Origin of the sequence: Stutzerimonas urumqiensis (genome assembly GCF_003640395.1) — a bacterium.
Classification (GTDB): Bacteria; Pseudomonadota; Gammaproteobacteria; order Pseudomonadales; family Pseudomonadaceae; genus Stutzerimonas; species Stutzerimonas urumqiensis.
Genome location: NZ_RBZQ01000003.1, coordinates 444815 through 463435, shown reverse-complemented (window position 1 = coordinate 463435; position 18621 = coordinate 444815). Strand labels below are relative to the sequence as shown.

At 66.7% G+C, this 18621-nt stretch carries 16 protein-coding genes; 10 read left to right on the top strand and 6 right to left on the bottom strand.

The features are described from left to right. The first annotated feature begins 43 nt into the window (after positions 1 to 43). The 3 genes from hisF (at position 44) to D7325_RS08120 (ending at position 2655) form a co-directional block, all read left to right on the top strand. Positions 44 to 814: an imidazole glycerol phosphate synthase subunit HisF gene (gene hisF / locus D7325_RS08130; RefSeq protein ID WP_120995049.1), complete on the top strand. Its 771-nt coding sequence runs from the start codon at positions 44 to 46 to the stop codon at positions 812 to 814. A 62-nt stretch (positions 815 to 876) separates the two neighbouring features. After that, positions 877 to 1626 carry a substrate-binding periplasmic protein gene (locus D7325_RS08125; RefSeq protein ID WP_120995048.1) on the top strand — a complete coding sequence of 250 codons (750 nt, stop codon included), beginning with the start codon at positions 877 to 879 and terminating at the stop codon, positions 1624 to 1626. Positions 1627 to 1908: 282 nt separating this feature from the next. After that, the gene (locus D7325_RS08120) at positions 1909 to 2655 is read left to right on the top strand and encodes a substrate-binding periplasmic protein (protein ID WP_120995127.1); all 747 of its coding nucleotides are present in this window, start codon (positions 1909 to 1911) and stop codon (positions 2653 to 2655) included. Here D7325_RS08120 and D7325_RS08115 read toward each other — a convergent pair. The 4 genes from D7325_RS08115 to gpmI all read right to left on the bottom strand — a co-directional run bounded on the left by D7325_RS08115 (position 2650) and on the right by gpmI (position 7739). Next, entirely contained in the window at positions 2650 to 3462 is an 813-nt protein-coding gene (locus tag D7325_RS08115) for a divergent polysaccharide deacetylase family protein (protein WP_120995047.1), read from the bottom strand. The two genes, D7325_RS08120 and D7325_RS08115, sit on opposite strands and share 6 nt — an antisense overlap. Beyond that, entirely contained in the window at positions 3459 to 4802 is a 1344-nt protein-coding gene (locus D7325_RS08110) for a S41 family peptidase (RefSeq protein ID WP_120995046.1), read from the bottom strand. The genes D7325_RS08115 and D7325_RS08110 overlap by 4 nt, the downstream gene beginning before the upstream one ends. 25 nt (positions 4803 to 4827) lie before the next feature. Beyond that, on the bottom strand, positions 4828 to 6084 hold the full coding sequence (locus tag D7325_RS08105) for a murein hydrolase activator EnvC family protein (protein WP_120995045.1): 1257 nt from the start codon (positions 6082 to 6084) through the stop codon (positions 4828 to 4830). Between the two features lie 119 nt (positions 6085 to 6203). Continuing rightward, positions 6204 to 7739 (bottom strand): 2,3-bisphosphoglycerate-independent phosphoglycerate mutase, encoded by a 1536-nt coding sequence (gene gpmI, locus D7325_RS08100; protein ID WP_120995044.1) that lies wholly within the window; start codon positions 7737 to 7739, stop codon positions 6204 to 6206. 146 nt (positions 7740 to 7885) lie between these two features. On the opposite strand from gpmI, the gene D7325_RS08095 reads away from it, so the two are divergent. Genes D7325_RS08095 through secB form a run of 3 tightly spaced genes read left to right on the top strand, consistent with a single transcriptional unit; the run spans position 7886 to position 9106 of the window. Next, entirely contained in the window at positions 7886 to 8299 is a 414-nt protein-coding gene (locus D7325_RS08095) for a rhodanese-like domain-containing protein (protein WP_120995043.1), read from the top strand. A 2-nt stretch (positions 8300 to 8301) separates the two neighbouring features. After that, positions 8302 to 8556, top strand: a complete 255-nt coding sequence (gene grxC / locus D7325_RS08090) for a glutaredoxin 3 (RefSeq protein WP_120995042.1) — start codon at positions 8302 to 8304, stop codon at positions 8554 to 8556. A gap of 55 nt (positions 8557 to 8611) precedes the next feature. Next, on the top strand, positions 8612 to 9106 hold the full coding sequence (gene secB, locus D7325_RS08085) for a protein-export chaperone SecB (protein WP_120995041.1): 495 nt from the start codon (positions 8612 to 8614) through the stop codon (positions 9104 to 9106). 223 nt (positions 9107 to 9329) lie between these two features. On the opposite strand, the gene D7325_RS08080 is transcribed toward secB, so the two are convergent. Both D7325_RS08080 and fdhF read right to left on the bottom strand, forming a co-directional pair. Further along, positions 9330 to 9812 (bottom strand): helical membrane plugin domain-containing protein, encoded by a 483-nt coding sequence (locus D7325_RS08080; protein ID WP_120995040.1) that lies wholly within the window; start codon positions 9810 to 9812, stop codon positions 9330 to 9332. Further along, a complete protein-coding gene (gene fdhF, locus D7325_RS08075) occupies positions 9812 to 12775 on the bottom strand; it encodes a formate dehydrogenase subunit alpha (RefSeq protein WP_120995039.1) in 2964 nt (987 codons plus the stop codon). Before fdhF ends, D7325_RS08080 begins: the two co-directional genes overlap by 1 nt. 256 nt (positions 12776 to 13031) lie before the next feature. On the opposite strand from fdhF, the gene D7325_RS08070 reads away from it, so the two are divergent. Genes D7325_RS08070 through D7325_RS08055 form a run of 4 tightly spaced genes read left to right on the top strand, consistent with a single transcriptional unit; the run spans position 13032 to position 18557 of the window. After that, entirely contained in the window at positions 13032 to 13688 is a 657-nt protein-coding gene (locus tag D7325_RS08070; protein WP_120995126.1) for a cytochrome c3 family protein, read from the top strand. Between the two features lie 3 nt (positions 13689 to 13691). Beyond that, positions 13692 to 16652, top strand: coding sequence for a TAT-variant-translocated molybdopterin oxidoreductase (locus tag D7325_RS08065; RefSeq protein WP_120995038.1), 2961 nt, complete (start codon positions 13692 to 13694; stop codon positions 16650 to 16652). After that, positions 16649 to 18037, top strand: coding sequence for an NrfD/PsrC family molybdoenzyme membrane anchor subunit (gene nrfD / locus D7325_RS08060; RefSeq protein ID WP_120995037.1), 1389 nt, complete (start codon positions 16649 to 16651; stop codon positions 18035 to 18037). Before D7325_RS08065 ends, nrfD begins: the two co-directional genes overlap by 4 nt. Beyond that, positions 18030 to 18557, top strand: a complete 528-nt coding sequence (locus D7325_RS08055) for a DUF3341 domain-containing protein (RefSeq protein WP_120995036.1) — start codon at positions 18030 to 18032, stop codon at positions 18555 to 18557. The genes nrfD and D7325_RS08055 overlap by 8 nt, the downstream gene beginning before the upstream one ends. Positions 18558 to 18621: the final 64 nt, after the last annotated feature.

Genomic DNA, 18621 nt, shown 5'->3' with positions numbered 1-18621 from the left:
ACGGCGCGGTTATCCGCGCCCTAGCCCAACGAGAGAGTTCGATATGGCCCTGGCCAAACGCATCATCCCCTGCCTCGACGTGGACAACGGTCGCGTGGTCAAGGGCGTGAAGTTCGAGAACATCCGCGACGCCGGCGATCCGGTGGAGATCGCCCGCCGCTACGATGAGCAGGGCGCCGACGAGATCACCTTTCTCGACATCACCGCCAGCGTCGACAACCGCGATACCACGCTGCACACCGTCGAGCGCATGGCGAGCCAGGTGTTCATCCCGCTGACGGTCGGCGGCGGCGTCCGCACCGTGCAGGACATCCGCAACCTGCTCAATGCCGGGGCCGACAAGGTTTCGATCAACACCGCCGCGGTATTCACCCCGGAATTCGTCGGCGAGGCGGCCGCACGCTTCGGCTCGCAATGCATCGTCGTGGCCATCGACGCGAAGAAGGTCTCGGCCCCCGGCGAGCCCGATCGCTGGGAAATCTTCACGCACGGCGGGCGCAAGCCCACCGGACTGGATGCCGTGGCCTGGGCCAGGAAGATGGAAGACCTCGGCGCGGGCGAGATCCTGCTGACCAGCATGGACCAGGACGGCGTCAAGAGCGGCTATGACCTGGGCGTCACGCGCGCCATCAGCGAAGCGTTGCGCATTCCGGTGATCGCCTCGGGCGGTGCGGGAAACATGCAGCACCTGGCCGACGGCATCCTCCAGGGCAAGGCCGACGCGGTGCTGGCCGCAAGCATCTTCCACTTCGGCGAGTACACCGTGCCCGAGGTCAAGGCCTATCTGGCTGGCCAGGGTATCGTCATGCGCTAACCCGCCGGGGCGGCATACAAGGAGCGCTCCGCCAGCGGAGTGCATCGACAAGGAGACGTACCATGCTCAAGACCCCACTCGCCGCGCTTGCGGCCGTTCTGCTGCTGCTCGGCGGCCCGGTTCACGCCGAAGCGCCGGCCAGGATCGATCTGCTCACCGAGAATTTCCCACCCTACAACATGGCACAGGGCGGCAAGAACTACGCGCGTGACGAACACATCAGCGGCATCGGCGCCGATACGGTGCGCGAGATGTTCAAGCGCGCCGGGATCGACTACACCCTGACGCTGCGGTTTCCCTGGGATCGCATCTACAACACCACGCTGCAGCAGCCCGGCTATGGCCTGTTCGTCACGGCGCGGCTGCCAGCGCGCGAGGACCAATTCAAGTGGGTCGGCCCGGTCGGTCCGGATCACTGGGTCCTGCTCGCGCGCGGGGACAGCCCCATCAGCGTGACTAGCCTCGAGGAGGCCAGCCAGTACCGCATCGGTGCCTACACCGGCGGAGCGATAGCCGAGCACCTCCAGAACAAGGGGCTGGTGCCAGCGCTCGCGCTCAACGACCGCAACAACGTCGCCAAGCTGGTGAACGGCGACCTCGATCTATGGGCGACGAGCGACCCGGTGGGCTTCTACCTGGCCAGGCAGGAAGGTGCCAGCGGGTTCAAGACGGTGCTCCGGTTCGGTGGCGCCGACCTGTACCTGGCGCTGAACAAGGAAACGCCCGATGAGATCGTCCAGCGGCTGCAAACGGCGCTCGACGAGATGCGCGCCGAAGGCAGGCTGGAAGCGATCCGCAACCGTTACCTCTGAGCCGTTTCGTTTCCTGGCGACACATCGCGGCGGTGCGCGGCCGTCCGTGGTGGCGCGTTTCCGTGCGTACTGGCAGCCGGCAGGCGCGGTCGGCCGGTATTGACCGACCGGTCCGCGCCAGGCGGTTGTAGGCCTGTCCTGATGGCGATCAGCCATGAGTTTGTCGTGTTGCCCTCGGGCCGTACGCGGCTGGTTCGCATCTTGCTTTGGATGAGCTTCACACGCGGCTACCCAGCGGAGGGGGTGATCGCGCGTGACGATGTCATTCACAAGGAGCGTTCCATGCTGAAACCTGTCCTCGCGGCGTTCTCGCTGCTGCTGTGCCTCACCGCGCATGCCGAACTGCCGCCGGCCTACCGAGTCACCGTGCAGACGGAGAACTTCCCGCCGTTCAACATGGCGGACAACGCCAAGAACTTCGCCTACGAGAAAAACATTTCCGGGATCAACACCGAAATCGTGCAGGAAATGTTCAGGCGCGCCGAAGTGCCCTATGACATGGCCTTGCGCTTCCCGTGGAGCCGCATCTACGACCAGACGCTGGAAAAAGCCGACCATGCGCTCTTTTCCACCACCTTCACCGAAGCGCGCAAGCCGCTGTTCAAGTGGGTGGGTCCGCTGGCCGGGACCGGCTGGGTGCTGCTCGCCAGGCCAGGGAGCGACCTGCGCCTGGGCAGCCTCGCCGAGGCGGCGAACTACAAGATCGGCGCCTACAAGAACGACGCTGTCAGCCAGTACCTGGAAGGGCAGGGCCTGGAGCCGATCAATGCGCTTCAGGACTCGAAGAACCTCGACAAACTGCTCAAGGGCGAGATCGACCTCTGGGCCACCACCGACCCCGTCGGCCCCTACCTGGCCAAGCAGGAGGGCGTGACCGGCCTGGCGACCGCCCTGCGCTTCAACGATGCAGAGCTGTTCCTGGCCTTTAACCTGGACACCCCGGACGAGGTCATCCAGCGCTTGCAGGCCGCTCTCGACACCATGAAGGCCGACGGCACGGTCGAGCAGATCAAGGCCCGCTATCTATGAGTCCGGCCGTGCGTAGCGACCGTCGCGCCCATGCGCAGGCATGGCGCGGTTACCGCGCACGGCGATCATCAGCTTCGGGCCGACCCAATCGATACCGGCGGCCGAGAGCTTTGGCAGCTCGCGTTCGAGCACCCGCAGCGTCGACGGCCGCGGATGGCCGATCATGACCACCGATCCCTGTTCCCGCGCCAGTGCGATGGCCGAGCGGAACTGACGGGCGATCGCCTCGGGGCGTGGGTCATCGTCAAGGAAGATGTCGCGTGACAGGCTCGCCAGCTGTGTCTGCTGTGCCATCGCCGCGGCTTGCGTGCGAGGCGTGGTGCGGCTGTCGACGAAGAACAGATGGCGGCGTTGCAGGCTCTGCATCAGCGAATGCATGGGCGCGGATCGCTCCGTCATCCGACTGCCCATGTGATTGTTGACGCCCTCGGCATAGGGCACGCGTCCGAGCGCCGCCTGGAGGCGGCTCTGCAAGGTCGCCTCATCCAGCCCGGGTGACCAGCTGTAAGGCCCGGTCGCCGGTGCCATCGGCAGGTGCAGCATGACCGGCTTGCCCGCGCGGTGAGCCAGCCTGGCCAGCTGGGCGGCATGCGGCGTATCGGGCAACACGGCGAGCGCGACCGGCCCATCCAGCGCGATCACGCGCCGGCCCTCGGCCAGATTCTGGCCGACGTCATCGATGATGAGCGTGAGCTTCGGGGCGCTGTCCGGCAGCTTGTCCCGGGGCGCGGGCGCCGCCTGCAAGCCGCTGGATACGACCCCGCACAGCAGCGCGCAGAGCGCGCTGCGCCCTAGCCAGTGCCTCACTGGCGGCGGGTGAGGTTCAAACCCTTGAGCAGATTCAGCGCTTGCGACAGCTGGTAGTCGTCTTCCTGTGGGCGTGGCTCGTCGGCGTCTGCTGGTGTGTCGCTCGGCCGATCGGGCTCGCCATTGCCGTTGCCCAGGTGGCCGGCAAGGTCCGCCTCGCGGATGGTGTCGACGCCGTTCTCGCGGGTCAGCTTGGCGCGCTCGACACGGATGTCCGGCTCGATGCCCTGCGCCTGGATGGAGCGACCATCGGGCGTGTAGTACAGCGCGGTGGTCAGCTTCAGCGCGCGGTCATTGTTGAGCGGCAGCACGGTCTGCACCGAGCCCTTGCCGAAGCTGTCGGTGCCCATGAGCACGGCGCGCTTGTGATCCTGCAGGGCGCCGGCGACGATCTCGGAGGCCGAGGCGCTGCCGCCGTTGATCAGCACCACCAGCGGTACGCCTTCGGAGGCATCGGCGGGGTCCGCGCTGAAGCGCAGTTCGGAGTTGGGAATCCGTCCCTCGGTGTAAACGATCAGCCCGTCGGTGAGGAAGTGATCGGCGACTTCCACCGCCGATTGCAGCACGCCGCCGGGGTTGTTGCGCAGGTCCAGCACCAGGCCCTTGAGCTTGCCGTCGTTTTCCTTGCGCAGGCGCGCCAGCGCCTTCTCGACTTCGTCGCCGCTGTGGACCTGAAACTGGGTGATGCGCAGGTAGCCGTAGCCGGGTTCGAGCATCTGGCTCTTGACGCTCTCCACCTTGATGTTGGAGCGGGTCAGCTCGACATCGAAGGGCTTGCCGCCTTCGCGCACCAGCGTCAGCGTGACCTGGGTGCCGGGCTTGCCGCGCATCTGCTCGACGGCTTCCATCATGCCCAGGCCCTTGGTCGGCTGGCCGTCGATCTTGACGATGAGATCGCCCGCCTCGATGCCCCCGCGCGAGGCCGGGGTGTCGTCGATCGGCGCGATGACTTTGATGAAGCCATCTTCGATGCCGACTTCGATGCCGAGCCCGCCGAACTCGCCGCTGGTGGTTTCCTGCAGGTCGGCGAACGCCTCCGGCTCGAGGTAGGCCGAATGCGGATCGAGGTTGCTGAGCATGCCCTTGATGGCGTTCTCCAGCAGGGTCTTGTCGTCGACCGGCTCGACGTAGGCCGCCTTGATGCGGTCCATCACCTCAGCGAAGGTGCGCAGTTCGTCCAGCGGCAGCGGCGCCTTGATCTCCGGCTCGGCAAGCTCGGCAGGCGGCGTCAGGTCGAGGTCGGCTGGCGTTTGCTCCTGGGCCATGACAGAGCCCTGCCAGGCCAGCAGGACGGCAAGGGCCAGGCTCGAGGGGCGGGCGATGGGGCGCAGCTGCAGCATGTCTAACTCCAAGGTAAGAGGCGCGTCATCCCTGCGCGCGACACCATTGCGCCGGGTCGCTCGGGCGGCCTTGTTGGCGAATGGCGAAATACAGGGCGGCGGTGTTCTGTCCGCCGCTGGTACCGACCGTGGCGATCGGCTCCCCGGCCTTGACCAGGTCGCCGGCATCGCGCAGCAGGCTCTGGTTATGGCCATAGAGGCTCAGGTAGCCGTTGCCGTGATCGAGGATCACCAGCAGGCCGGCGCCGCGCAGCCAGTCGGCGAATACCACCCGGCCGCCATGCACGGCGCGTACCGGCGTGCCGGGCGCGGCGCCGATCAGCACGCCGTCCCATTTGCTTCGAGCGTCGCCCGCGCGAGGAGTGCCGTAGCGGGCGACGAGGCGGCCGTCGACCGGCCAGGGCAACTTGCCCTTGGCCTGGGCGAAGGGGCCGCCGAATGCGCTGCCGGTCGCGACGCGCGGACCGGAAGGGGCCGTCGGGGTGCTGGCTTGTGCTTGCTCTTTTAGTTCGCGTGCTTGTGCGAGTTCGCGCTGGCGCGCCAGCTCCGCCTCGCGTGCCTGCCGGGCCAGCGTTTCTTCGATGGTGCGCAGCACACGTTCGAGCTGGGCCTGCTCCTGGCGTCGCGCCTCGAGCTTTTCCTCGCGACTGGCGATGTTGCGTTCGAGCTTGGCCAGGGTCTGCTGACGCTCCTCGCGGACAGCCGCGAGGGCGGCGCGGCGATCCTCGAGGCCGGCTTTTTTCTCCGCCAGGGCGATTCGCTGCGTTTCGATCTCGGCACCGACCGCGTTGAGCTGGCGAATGGTCTCGTTGAACTGCTCGACCTGCTCGAAACGCGCGCGGCTCAGGTAGTCGTAGTAGGTGAGGGTGCGGCTGAATTTTTCCGGATTCTGCTGGTTGAGCAGCAGCTTGAGGTATTCCTGCTGACCGCTCTGGTAGGCGGCGCGAGCCTGGATGCCGATCAGGCGCTGCTGTTCGAGCCGGGCGCCTTCCAGGGTGGTCTTTTCCTCTTCGAGCCGTTGCAGCTCCTGCTCGCTTTCGCCGAGCTCCTGTTCGAGTTCGTCGACCTGCTCTTGCAGGGCGCCCATCTCCTTTTCGGTGCTCTCAAGCTTCTGCTGGACGCCGGACTTCTCGCGTTCGATCTGCTTGAGCAGCTTCTGCAATTCGGCGACGTCCCGGCGGGCCGCCTCGATCTGCTCGCGCGTCTGGGCGCGCTCGTCGGCGAGGACAGCGGTCGGTAGCAGCAGGCCGGTCAGGACAAGCGCTGGAAGGATACGAAGCATGGAGGACACCGGGGCAACTGAGCCGCCGTAGTATGCCAAGGAAGGCGCGCGCTGTAAGTGCCGGAACGAGGGTCGGTACGCGGGGCAGGCTGAATGGACCTCGGCTGCCCCGCGTCGGCTCAACCGAGCTCGACGATGGTCTTGCCGGTCATTTCCGGCGGTACCGGCAGGCCCATCAGCGTGAGCATCGTCGGCGCCACGTCGGCCAGTACGCCGCCCTCGCGGATGCGTGCCTGGCGCTGGCCGAAATAGATGAAGGGCACCGGCTCGCAGGTGTGCGCGGTATGGGCCTGGCCGGTGCTCTCGTCGGACATCTGCTCGACGTTGCCGTGGTCGGCGGTGATCAACGCCTCGCCGCCGACCTTCGCCAGCGCCTCGGTGATGCGGCCGAGGCAGCTGTCCAGGCATTCGACCGCCTTGACCGCCGCGTCGAACACGCCGGTGTGGCCGACCATGTCGCCGTTGGCGTAGTTGACCATGATGGCGTCGAAGCGCTGCTGCTCGATGGCCTCGACGATGCGGTCGGTGACTTCCGGCGCGCTCATTTCGGGCTGCAGGTCGTAGGTGGCGACCTTCGGCGATGGGATGAGGATGCGCTCCTCGCCGTCGAACGGCTCTTCCCGGCCGCCGGAGAAGAAGAAGGTAACGTGGGCGTACTTTTCCGTCTCGGCGATGCGCAGCTGGGTCTTGCCGTTCTTCGCCAGGTATTCGCCCAGCACGTTGTGCAGCTCCGACGGGCCGAAGGCGCAGGGCGCCGGGATGGTCGCGGCGTACTGGGTGAGCATCACGAAGCCGGCCAGTTGCGGGCGGCGCTGGCGGGCGAAGCCGTCGAAGTCGTCCTCGACGAAGGCGCGGGTCAGCTCGCGGGCGCGGTCGGCGCGGAAGTTCATGAACACCACGGCGTCGCCGTCCTCGACCTTCACCGGTTCGCCGATGGTCGTGGCCTTGACGAATTCGTCGCTCTCGCCGCGCTCGTAGGCGGCGATCAGGCCGTCCACCGCGTAGTCGGCATGGTAGTCGGCCTGACCGTCGACGATCAGGTTGTAGGCCTGTTCGACGCGGTCCCAGCGGTTGTCGCGGTCCATCGCGAAGTAGCGACCGATGAGGCTGGCGACCTTGCCCTTGCCGAGGCGGCTGAAGGTGGCCTGCATGAGCTCGATGGACGATTGCGCGCTCTTGGGCGGAGTGTCGCGGCCGTCGAGGAAGGCGTGCAGGTAGATCTTTTCGGCGCCACGCTTGGCGGCCAGTTCGGCCATCGCGACCAGATGGTCCTGGTGGCTGTGCACACCGCCGTCGGACAACAGCCCGAGGATGTGCACCGCCTTGCCGTTGCCGACGGCCTTGTCCACCGACGCGCAGATCACCGGGTTCTCGAAGAACTCGCCGTCGCGGATGGCCTTGGTCACGCGCGTGAAATCCTGGTACACCACGCGGCCGGCGCCGAGGTTCATGTGGCCTACTTCGGAGTTGCCCATCTGCCCGTCGGGCAGGCCGACATCCATTCCGCTGCCGGAAATCAGGCCGTGCGGCTGGCTGGCCAGCAGGCGGTCGTAGACCGGGGTCTTGGCGGCGAAGATGGCGTTCGATTCGGGGCTATCGCTGTGCCCGAAGCCGTCGAGAATGATCAGAACCAGGGGTTTGGGCGCGGCAGGCATGGGTTGGCTCCTTGCGCAGAGGGGTCCGAAAAGAGGCCGGCCAGTCTACTGGCTGACCCGGGTAGCGTCACCTTCAGGGCGGAGGTACGCCGGGCTGGAGGGGCTGTGTATACTGGCCCGCATTTTACCGCCCGGATCCCCCGTAGATGCTCGCCAAACTGATTGAATTCGTCTCTAACCACTATGTATTGAGCAGCCTGTTCGTCGCGCTGCTGATCGCCCTTTTGATCAACGAAACCCGCAAGGGTGGCAAGAGCTTCAGCAACCGCGAGCTGACCCAGAAGGTCAACAGTGGCGAAGGCGTCGTCTTGGACGTGCGGCCGAAGAAGGAGTTCGACGCGGGACATATCGTCGAGGCGTTGAACATTCCCCACGACAAACTGGTCAGCCGTCTGGCGGAGCTGGAAAAGCACAAGGCCAAGACGATCATCGTCGTCGACGCCATGGGCCAGCACGCCGGAGCCGCCTGCGGGGAGTTGCAGAAAGCAGGCTTCACAGCCGCCAAGCTGTCCGGAGGGATTGCCAGCTGGCGCGGTGAGAATCTGCCAGTGGTCAAGTGACAATGTCCAAAGTACTGATCTATACCAGCGCGTGGTGCCCTTACTGCATCCGCGCCAAGGACCTGCTCGAGAAAAAAGGCGTGGCGTACGACGAGGTCAAGGTCGACGGCAAGCCGGACGTGCGCGCCGAGATGAGCCGCAAGGCCGGCCGCACCTCGGTACCGCAAATCTGGATCGACGAACACCATGTCGGTGGCTGCGACGACCTCTATGCGCTCGACCGTGCCGGTCGGCTGGACCCGCTGTTGCGGGCCTGACCCATCCATCCGCCCTAGCGGATGCCGAATCACTGCATGACAAGAAGGCAAGGACATGACCGAACAAGCAACCAACGGTGCCACCCCCAACGCGCAGGGCGCGCAGTTCTCGCTGCAGCGCATCTACGTGCGCGACCTGTCGTTCGAGGCGCCGAAGAGCCCGGAAATCTTCCGTCACGACTGGAACCCCAGCGTTCAGCTGGACCTGAACACCCGTCAGAAGAGCCTGGAAGGCGACTTCCACGAGGTCGTGCTGACGCTCTCGGTGACCGTCAAGACGGGTGAGGAAGTGGCCTTCATCGCCGAGGTCCAGCAGGCCGGCATCTTCCTGATCAAGGGCCTGGACGCACCGGCGATGAGCCACACGCTCGGTGCCTTCTGCCCGAACATCCTGTTCCCCTATGCCCGCGAGGCGCTGGACAACCTGGTCACCCGTGGCTCGTTCCCGGCGCTGATGCTGTCTCCGGTCAATTTCGATGCGCTGTATGCGCAGGAAATGGCCCGTGCCCAGCAACAGGGCAGCGCCGCGCCGGCTCCGGCCCAGCACTGATACCCCGCCGCGATGCCCAGAACCCCGCCGATTGGCGGGGTTCTGCATTTCAGGCTGTAGGGTGGGCTGAAGCCCACCGAGGGCGCACGAAAAGCGCGGCGGCCAGCACGCGAGGTCAGGAAGCAAAAGCCAAGAGCTTCGCCAGCAAGCTGGCTCCTACCGGCTTCGTGTGAAGGCGTGACCTGCCGTCCGGGCCTCGAGAAACCGAAGCGACCGCCGTGCGCTACTGCTCCGTCTGCTTGCCGCTGAACGCGGTGATGGGCTTTTCCGCGTCTTTTTCCAGCCCGCCGGCGAACGTCTTCAGCCCTTCGATGATCGGCATCAGAGCCGCCCACAGATCATCGTCGTGCAGCATCTTGTAGGCGCCGGTCACGCCGGGCGCCTCGTCATGCTTGCCGTCGGGTTTGTAATGGCCAACGGCGTGGAAGGCATCCTGCAAGGCGAACACCACCTTGCAGAACTGCGCCGGCTCGATGCGCGACAGGGCCATGCCGAGGATCGACAGGTTCTGCATTGCATTGAGCGAGCCTTCCTTGTTCATGCCGTCGACGAACACCTTGAGCAGCTTGTCATGCGAGCCGGCCAGATCGTTGGCGAAGCGCAGCACGCCGCGCTGATGCAGGGTTTCCAGCAGGGTATCCAGCTCTTCGCGGGCGCTGGGGCCGATCGGGGTCGGCTTGACGTCGTAGTCGATGCGTTCGGCCATCAGAATCTCTCCGGATGTGGTGCGCGGGCGGGCGGAGCCACGTAGTCGTCTCGGTACCACTTCACCTCGACGGGCACGCCTTCGGTGGGCGTGCGCCTGGCATTGCGGAAGCTGTTCGGCGGCAGCGGCGGCTCGCCTTTCTTCGGCAGCACCTCCAGCCTGACCGCGGTTTCCTTGTAGGCCGGCGTGTTCACATCCGGGTCGTGGTGCTCGCCGGTGAGCAGGTTCAGCCCCGGCTTGCCCTGATGGATGGGCATGAACAGCGTCTTGCCGGCGACCCGCTCGGTCACGGTGGCGCGCACTTCCACCGAGCCGCGCCGTGAGCTCACGCGCACCCAGGTGCCGTCCTCGATTCCGCGCTCAGCGGCCAGTTCCGGGCTGACCTCGACGAACCAGTTCGGCGCCTGCGACCAGAGGCGCGGGCCGCGCCCGGTCTGGTTGGTGCTCTGGAACTGTTCCAGCATCCGGCCGTTGTCGAGCATCAGGTTGTACTCCGCGTCAGCCGATTCTTCCGGCTGTTTCCACTCCAGCGGGAACAGCACGGCCTTGCCGTCTTCGGTATGGAAACGGTCGGTATAGAGCAGCGGCGTGTCGCTGCCATCGGCCTGCATCGGCCAATGCAGGAATTGCCAGCCCTCGAGCCGTTCGTAGCTGATGCCCTGGAACATGGTCGCGATGCCGGCCGCCTCGTCCATGATCTGGCTCGGGTGGGTATAGCCCCAGTCGTGACCCATTCGGCGGGCCAGGTCGGTAAAGATCTGCCAGTCCGGGCGGCTGTCTCCCAGCGGCGGCAGCACCTGGTAGAAGCGCTGAATGCGCCGCTCGGTATTGGTGAAGGTGCCGTCCTTCTCCACCGAGGGGCAGGCCGGCAGCACCACGTCGGCGAACTGCGCGGTGCGGCTCAAGAAGATGTCCTGCACCACCATGAAGTCCAGATTTTCGAAACCGCTATGCACGTTGCGGCTGTTGGCATCGGAGAAGGCTGTTTCTTCGCCGATGATGTACATGGCCTTCACCTCGCCCTCGCCGGCTTTCTGCACCATGGTGAAGTTGTCGTTGCCTTTCTCCAGCGGCAGGCGGTCCTTCGGCACGCCCCAGGCCGCGGCCCACTTGTCGCGGTATTTCTCCTCGGTGACCTTCTCGTAACCGGGATACATGTTCTTCAAACAGCCGAAATCGCTGGCGCCCTGCACATTGTTGTGGCCACGCATCGGGTAGCCGCCGGTGCCGGGCCGGCCGTAGTTGCCGGTGACCAGTAGCAGGTTCGACAGCGCGGTACTGGTGTCCGAGCCGTGGCTGTGCTGGGTGATGCCCATGGCCCAGAGCAGGCAGACCGAGTCGGCCTGGCCGATCAGCTCGGCGGCCTCGATCAGCGCTTCCTTGGCGATGCCGGTGACCTCGGCAGCGAAGTCCATGGTGAAAGGCTCGAGCGATTTTCTGTATTCCTCGACCTGATTGACCCGGCTGTCGAGGAAATCGAGGTCGGCGTATCCGTGATCGAACATATAGCGCGCCAGCGCCGAGGCCCAGACCATGTCGGTGCTGGCATTCGGCCGCAGATGCAGGTCGGCGCGCTCGGCCATCTCGTGCTTGCGCGGGTCGAACACCACCCACTTTTGCCCGCGGTGCTTCTTCTGCGCCTTGAGCTTGGAGGCGATCACCGGGTGGTTCTCGGACAGGTTGCTGCCGACCAGGATGATCAGCTCGGCCTTTTCCATGTCGCGGATGGTGCCGGCATCGCCGCCGTAGCCGACGGTGCGGAACAGGCCCTTGGTCGCCGGGTTCTGGCAGTAGCGCGACGAGTTGTCGACGCTATGGGTGCCGATGATCGCGCGCGCGATCTTCTGTGTGAGATACGCCTCTTCATTGCTCGCCTTGCTCGAGCCGATGAAGCCGATGGCGTCCGGCCCGTGGGTGTCGCGGATCTGCAGCAGGCGATGGGCGACCAGGTCGAGCGCTTCGTCCCAGCTGGCCTCGCGGAATTTCCCGTTTTCACGGATCAGCGGGGTGGTCAGGCGTTTCGGGTCATTGACGAAGTCCCAGGCGAACTTGCCCTTGATGCAGGTGGAGATGCCGTTGGCCGGCGCATCGACCACCGGCTGCACCTTGAGGATGTGCCGGTCGCGGGTCCACATCTCGAACGAGCAGCCCACGCCGCAGTAGGTGCATACGGTCTTGGTGCGCTTGATCTCCGGCTGGCGCCAGTGCATGTCCATCTTCGAGATGGCGGTGATCGGCCGCGCGCCGATGGTTTCCTCGAGCGTCTTGACCATGTCGATCATCGGCCGCTTGACGTCCTGCGGCAGCGACGTGAACGGGCCGGCGTCCGGCTGCATGGTTTTTTCCAGCAGCGCGTTGCACGGGCAGACCGTCACGCAATGGCCGCAGCTGACGCAGCTCGAGTCGTCGATCGGCTTGCCGCCGTCCCACAGCACGCGCGGGTGCTCCATGGTGAAGTCGATCGAGAGCGTCTCGTTGACCTCGACGTTCTGGCAGGCCTCGACGCAGCGGCCGCAGAGGATGCACTGGTCCGGGTCATAGGTATAGAAGGGGTTGGTGTGGTCCTTCTCGTAGGGCTTGCGCTTGAATTCGTAGCGCTGGATCGGCGGATTGATCTGCGCGTAGGTGTTGTGCAGCGTGCAGTCGCCGGTGTTGTGCTCGCACAGCGTGCAGTACAGCTCATGCTTGGCCACCAGCCGGTCCATGCCTTCCTCACGCGCGGCCTTGGCCTCCACGATCTCGCTGGTGACCTCAAGCCCGTCACGCGCCTTCAGCGTGCAACCACGCACCAGTTCGCCGTCGACCTGCACCCAGCACACGTCGCAGGTCCGCGGCGAGCCGAGCGCGCGGTGATAGCAGACATGGGGGAGGTCGATGCCGTTGTTGGCGAGAAAGTCGATCAGCGGGGTGTCGGCCTCGCCGACCAGGGCTTTGCCGTCGAAGTGGATCGTGCAGTCGGTCATCAGGCCTCCGTTGTCTTGCGGAAGAAGATCAGCGGGCGCCGGCCTGCATGGCGGCGGACGGGCGCGGGCTCGGCCGGGCCGGGTTCTCTTTCACGGAACCTGCGTGCGCGACCGTCACGGTCCTAAGGTGACTGGCCTGGGTACGGATCGTTCCCGACGTCGAGCGGTGGGGAACGATTCGGCGCATCGATGGAACTCGCTCGGCGCATCGGCGGACTGACACACATAGATACAAAAACGGATGCCTGATTCGCCGATGGCACAGCTCTTTCCCCGCAGCGCGGACATGTGGTTCCGCGTGGTCCTGTTCCTGCTGTTCGGCGGGCTGATCGCGCTGTTCGCTGCGTGCGTCGTCTTGCAGCGCTCGGATTACCGCACCGACGAGGGCTGGACGGTGGACCAGCCGGTGCCCTTCAGCCATGAGCATCATGCCGGTGTGCTCAGGATCGACTGCCGCTACTGCCATGACAACGTCGAGACCAGCGCGGTGGCCGGCTTGCCACCGACCCACACCTGCATGAGCTGCCATTCGCAGCTGTGGACCGGCGCCGAGATGCTGGCGCCGGTGCGCCAGAGCCTGGCGCAGGGTGAACCGCTGCGCTGGAACCGCGTGATCGAACTGCCGGACTACGTGTTCTTCCACCACGGCGTACATGTGAACGCCGGCGTGGGGTGCGTCGAATGCCACGGCCAGGTCGACCGCATGCCGCTGATGTACAAGGCCAAGCCCCTGACCATGAGCGGCTGCCTCGACTGCCATCAGGACCCGGCGCCGCGTCTGCGACCGCGCGAGGCGGTGACGGATATGAACTGGCAGTACGAAGGCGATCGCCGCGCGCTCGGCGAGGCGCTGATGCGCAAGTACCACGTCAGGGCCGGCAACCTGACCCATTGCTACACGTGCCACAGGTAGGTCATGGACACTCGACACGACGCCAACCCACAGGACCGCACGCCCCTCGACTGGGCCGCGATCCGCGAGCGGCTGGAGGGCGAGCGCGGACCCAGGTACTGGCGCAGCCTCGAGCAGCTCGCCGACGAGCCGGCCTTCGCCGACTTCATCGAGGCCGAGTTCCCCTCGGTTGCCCCGCAGATGGATCGCCGCCGCTTCCTCCAGGTGATGGGCGCCTCGCTGGCGATGGCCGGGCTGGCCGGTTGCGGCAAGCCGGAGCAGGGCGTGCCCTATGTCGTCCAGCCGGAGAAGATCGTTCCCGGCGAGGCGCAGTGGTACGCCAGTGCGGTGACCTTCGCCGGCTATGCCCAACCGGTGCTCGGCCGCACCCATGTGGGCCGTCCGACCAAGCTCGAAGGCAACCCGGAGCATCCGGTCAGCCGTGGCGCCAGCACCGCCTTCACCCAGGCAGCCATCCTCCAGCTGTACGACCCGGACCGCTCCCAGGCGCCGCGTTACAAGGGTGTCCACAGCACCTGGGACAGCGTCCAGCTCGAAGCCAGCACACTGGCCGAGCGGCTCGACCGGCAGCAGGGCCGCGGCCTGCACCTACTGCTCGGAGCCAGCAGCTCGCCGACCCTGCGCCGCCAGCTCGGCGAATTGCTGCAGCGCTGGCCCGAGGCGCGGCTGTACCGGCATGAACCCTTCGAGGGCGATCACTATCTCGCGGCCGAGCGGGCGTTCGGCCGACCCGTCGAAACGCACTACCGCTTCGAACAGGCCGAGTGGGTGCTGAGTTTCGAACACGACTGGATGGGTGCCGGCCCGCGCGAGCTGCCGCATGCGGTGCGCTGGGGCGAGCGCAAGCGCCGCGCGACGGATGGCGAGGGCGAGGCCCGTTTGCTGGTGGTCGAGTCGGTGCCGACCCTGACCGGCGCCAAGGCCAGCGAGCGCAAGCGCATCGAGCCGGACGAGCTGCCGCGCTACCTCCAGGCACTGGCGACGGCGCTCGGCGAAGGCGCCGGCCCCGCCGAGCCGTTGCCGGCCGAACGTCAGCGCTGGATCGAGTCAGTCGCCCGAGAGTTGCAGGCGCGGGCCGGACGTTGCCTGATCACCGCCGGTGAGCGCACGCCGGTCGATGTGCAGGCCGCGGTGCACCGGCTCAACCGGCAACTCGGCAATGTCGGCCGCACGCTGTACTACACCGATCCGGTGGTCTGGCTCGATGTAGGTGAGCAGCGTCTGGACGACCTGCCGGCACTGGTCGAGGCCATGCGGGCCGGCGCGGTCGAGGCGCTGTTCATGCTCGGCTGCAACCCGGTCGACACGGCGCCGGCTGACCTCGGCTTCGAGCGCGCGCTGGATGCCGTGCCGCTGCGCATCCATGCCGGCCTCTATTACGACGAGACGGCGGCGAACAGCCACTGGCACCTGCCGCTGACCCACGACCTGGATGGCTGGCATGACAGCCGCGCCGCGGACGGCAGCGTCTGTCTCGGCCAGCCGCTGGTGCGTACTTTCTACAGCAGCCGCACGCTGCCCGAGCTGCTGGCGCTGTTGCAGGGCGACCTCAACCCCAGCGGCCGGGCCGAGCTGCGCAAAACCTGGCGGGCACTCGACGAGGCCGCCTGGCGCCGGGCGCTGGAGCTTGGCTTTCTGCCCGACACGGCCCTTGCGCCGGTCGAGGTGAGCGCCGGGCCAATCGCCTGGGAAACGCCGCCCGCCAGGGTCGAGGGGCTGACGCTGCGCTTTCTGCCCGACCCGAGCGTATGGGACGGGAGACTGGCCAATCTCGGCTGGTTGCAGGAGCTGCCCAAGCCGATCACCAAGCTCACCTGGGACAACGTCATCGGCGTTTCGCCCGCGCTCGCCGAGGCGCAGGGGCTCGCCAACGGCGATCGGGTGCGGGTCACGCTCGGGCACAACGTGGTGGTCGGCCCGGTCTGGATCATGCCGGGGCAGGCCGAGCGGACGCTGAGCCTTTATGCCGGTTATGGCCGGACCCGCGCCGGGCGCGTCGGCGATGCGCTGGGATACGGTCTCGCGCCGCTGCGCACGGCGGCCGAGCCCTGGCTGCGCCGTGGCGCGGCGCTGGCGCGGACCGGCGAGCGCCAGCCGCTGGCCACGACCCAGTCGCATCACATCCCGCACGGCAAGGAGATCATCCGGAGCGAGCCACGCGAGACGGCCTACCGCAAGGCCGCGGACAAGCCGACGGTGCGGGCCGAGCCGCGCAAGACGCTCTACCCGTCGACGCCGCCGAACGAACCGGTCTGGGGCATGACCATCGACCTGGAGCAGTGCATCGGCTGCAACGCCTGCGTGGTCGCCTGCCAGGCCGAGAACAACATCCCGGTGGTCGGCAAGGAGCAGGTCGCCAAGGGCCGCGCCATGCACTGGCTGCGGGTCGATCACTACTACACCGGCGACCCGGCCGAGCCCGAGTCCTCGGCCTTCCAGCCGGTGCCCTGCATGCACTGCGAGCAGGCGCCGTGCGAGGTCGGCTGCCCGGTCAATGCCACCGTGCACGGGCCGGACGGGCTGAACGAGCAGATCTACAACCGCTGCATCGGTACCCGCACCTGCGCGTCCTACTGCCCGTACAAGGTGCGCCGTTTCAACTGGTTCGACTGGACCGGCGACGACGAGCCGTCGATCCAGCACCAGCGCAACCCCAACGTCACGGTGCGCTCGCGCGGCGTGATGGAGAAGTGCACCTACTGCGTGCAGCGCATCACCGAGGCGGGCATCGCCGCGCGGATCGAGGACCGCCCGGTGGCCGACGGCGAGGTACAGACCGCCTGCCAGCAGGCCTGCCCGACCCAGGCGATCGTCTTCGGCGACCTGTCCGACCCCGGCGCGCGGGTGCTCAAGGGACGCGACACGCGGCGCCACTACGCGCTGCTGGAGGAACTGGGCACGCAGCCGAAAACCACCTACCTGGGCCTGGTCGAGCTACCGAAGATCGGCGAGGGCAAGGCATGAGCCGCGCAGACGCCGATCCCCATTACCCTGGCGCCGACACGCCGCACTTTCTGCCGCGGCAGATGCCGCTTGGCGAGGTGTCCGACCGGGTGCTGGCCATCCCGGTGGACTTCGCCCCCTATCGCCGGGCCTGGTGGGCGCTGTTCATTTTCAGCTGCCTGCTGCTCGGCCTGTTCGTCGCCTCGGCGGTGGTGGTGCTGTGGCGCGGGCCGGGCGTCTACGGCAACGACAACCTGGTGAACTGGGGCTTTCCGATCCTCAACTACATGTGGTGGCTGGGCATCGGGCACGCTGGCACCTTCATCTCGGCGATGCTGTTGCTGCTCGACCGGCCTTGGCGCAACTCGCTCAACCGCCTGGCCGAGCTGATGACGATCATGGCGGTGGTCTGCGCCGGCATCTACCCGATCCTGCACCTGGGCCGGCCATGGCTGTTCTACTGGAGCGCGCCCTACCCGAACACCATGGAGCTGGGGCCGCAGTTCAAGAGCCCGACGGCCTGGGATTTCTTCGCCGTGCTCGGCTACCTGCTCGTCTCGCTGATGTTCATCTACATCGGCGCCATCCCGGATTTCGCCTCGGCGCGCGACCACGCCCGCAAGCGCCGCTACAAGGTCTTCTATGGCCTGCTGGCGCTCGGCTGGCGCGGCGCCTCCTCGCACTGGGCGCACTGGCGGCGGGCCTACCGCTTCGTCGCGCTCTTGGCCATTCCGCTGGTGTTCGCGGTCTCCAGCGGCTACTCCTTCCTGCTCGACCTCGCGCCGGAAACCGGCTGGCACTCGACGGTGTTTCCGCCGTATTTCGTCGCCGGCGCGATCTTTTCCGGCTTCGCCCTGGTGATCGTCATCGCCCTGGGTCTGCGGCGCTTCTTCGGCTGGCAAGCGCTGATCACCGTCAGGCATCTGGACGTGCTAGGCGTGCTGCTGCTGGCCAGCGGCTGGATGACCGCCTACGGCTATTTCGCCGACACCTTCATCGCCTTCTATTCGGGCAAGGAACACGAGATCACCGTGACCATGGCCCGCCTCGCCGGACCGATGGCCTGGAGCTGGTGGGCGGCGATCTTCTTCAACCTGGTCTGCCTGCAAGCGCTCTGGTGGCCGCAGGTGCGGCGCAACGGCAAGGCGCTGCTGGCGATCGCCGTCGGCGTGCTGATCGGCATGTGGTGCGAGCGCTGGATGCTGATCATCGTCCCGCCGACCCGCGACTACCTGACCTCGATGTGGCACAGCTTCAGCCCGACGCTCTGGGACTGGGCCCTGTTCATCGGCACCTTCGGGCTGTTCCTCGTGCCGTTCTGCCTGTTCATGCGCCTGTTGCCGATGATCTCGACCTTCGAGGTCAAGGAAGCGCTGCACCGCTACCGCGGAGGAGCCGATGACTGAGCGCCGCTACGGCCTGCTAGCCGACTACGCCCATCCGCAGCAGCTGATCGAGGCGGCCCGCGCGGCCCGCTCGGCGGGCTACACCCGGCTGGAAGCCTATAGCCCCTTCCCTCTGCCGGAGCTGGAGCCGGTGCTTGGCCAGGACAGCAACCGGGCCTACTGGGCCGGCATTCTCGGCGCGCTCGCCGGCGGTGGGTTGGGCCTTGCCATGCAGCTCTACGCCAACTGGAGCTACCCGCTCGATATCGGCGGCCGGCCGCTGATCGCGCTGCAGGGGTTCGCCGTCGTCACCTTTCTCATGACCGTCACCGGCGGGGCGGTCGGCGCGCTGTTCGGCGTGTTGTTCCTTTGCCGGCTACCGCTGCTGCACCACCCGCTGTTCGAAATGGAGGCATTTAAACGGGCTACGGATGATCGCTTCCTCCTGTGCATACGGGCGGACGACCCGCTGTTCGACGAGACCGGGACAGCCCTCTGGCTCGCCGAGCGCGCGGTGTCCGTCAGCGAGGTGCCGGCATGACCACGGACCGATTGAGCGCTACTGCGCTTGGCCATGCTGCGTTGAAAGCCACCTCGAAATGCTC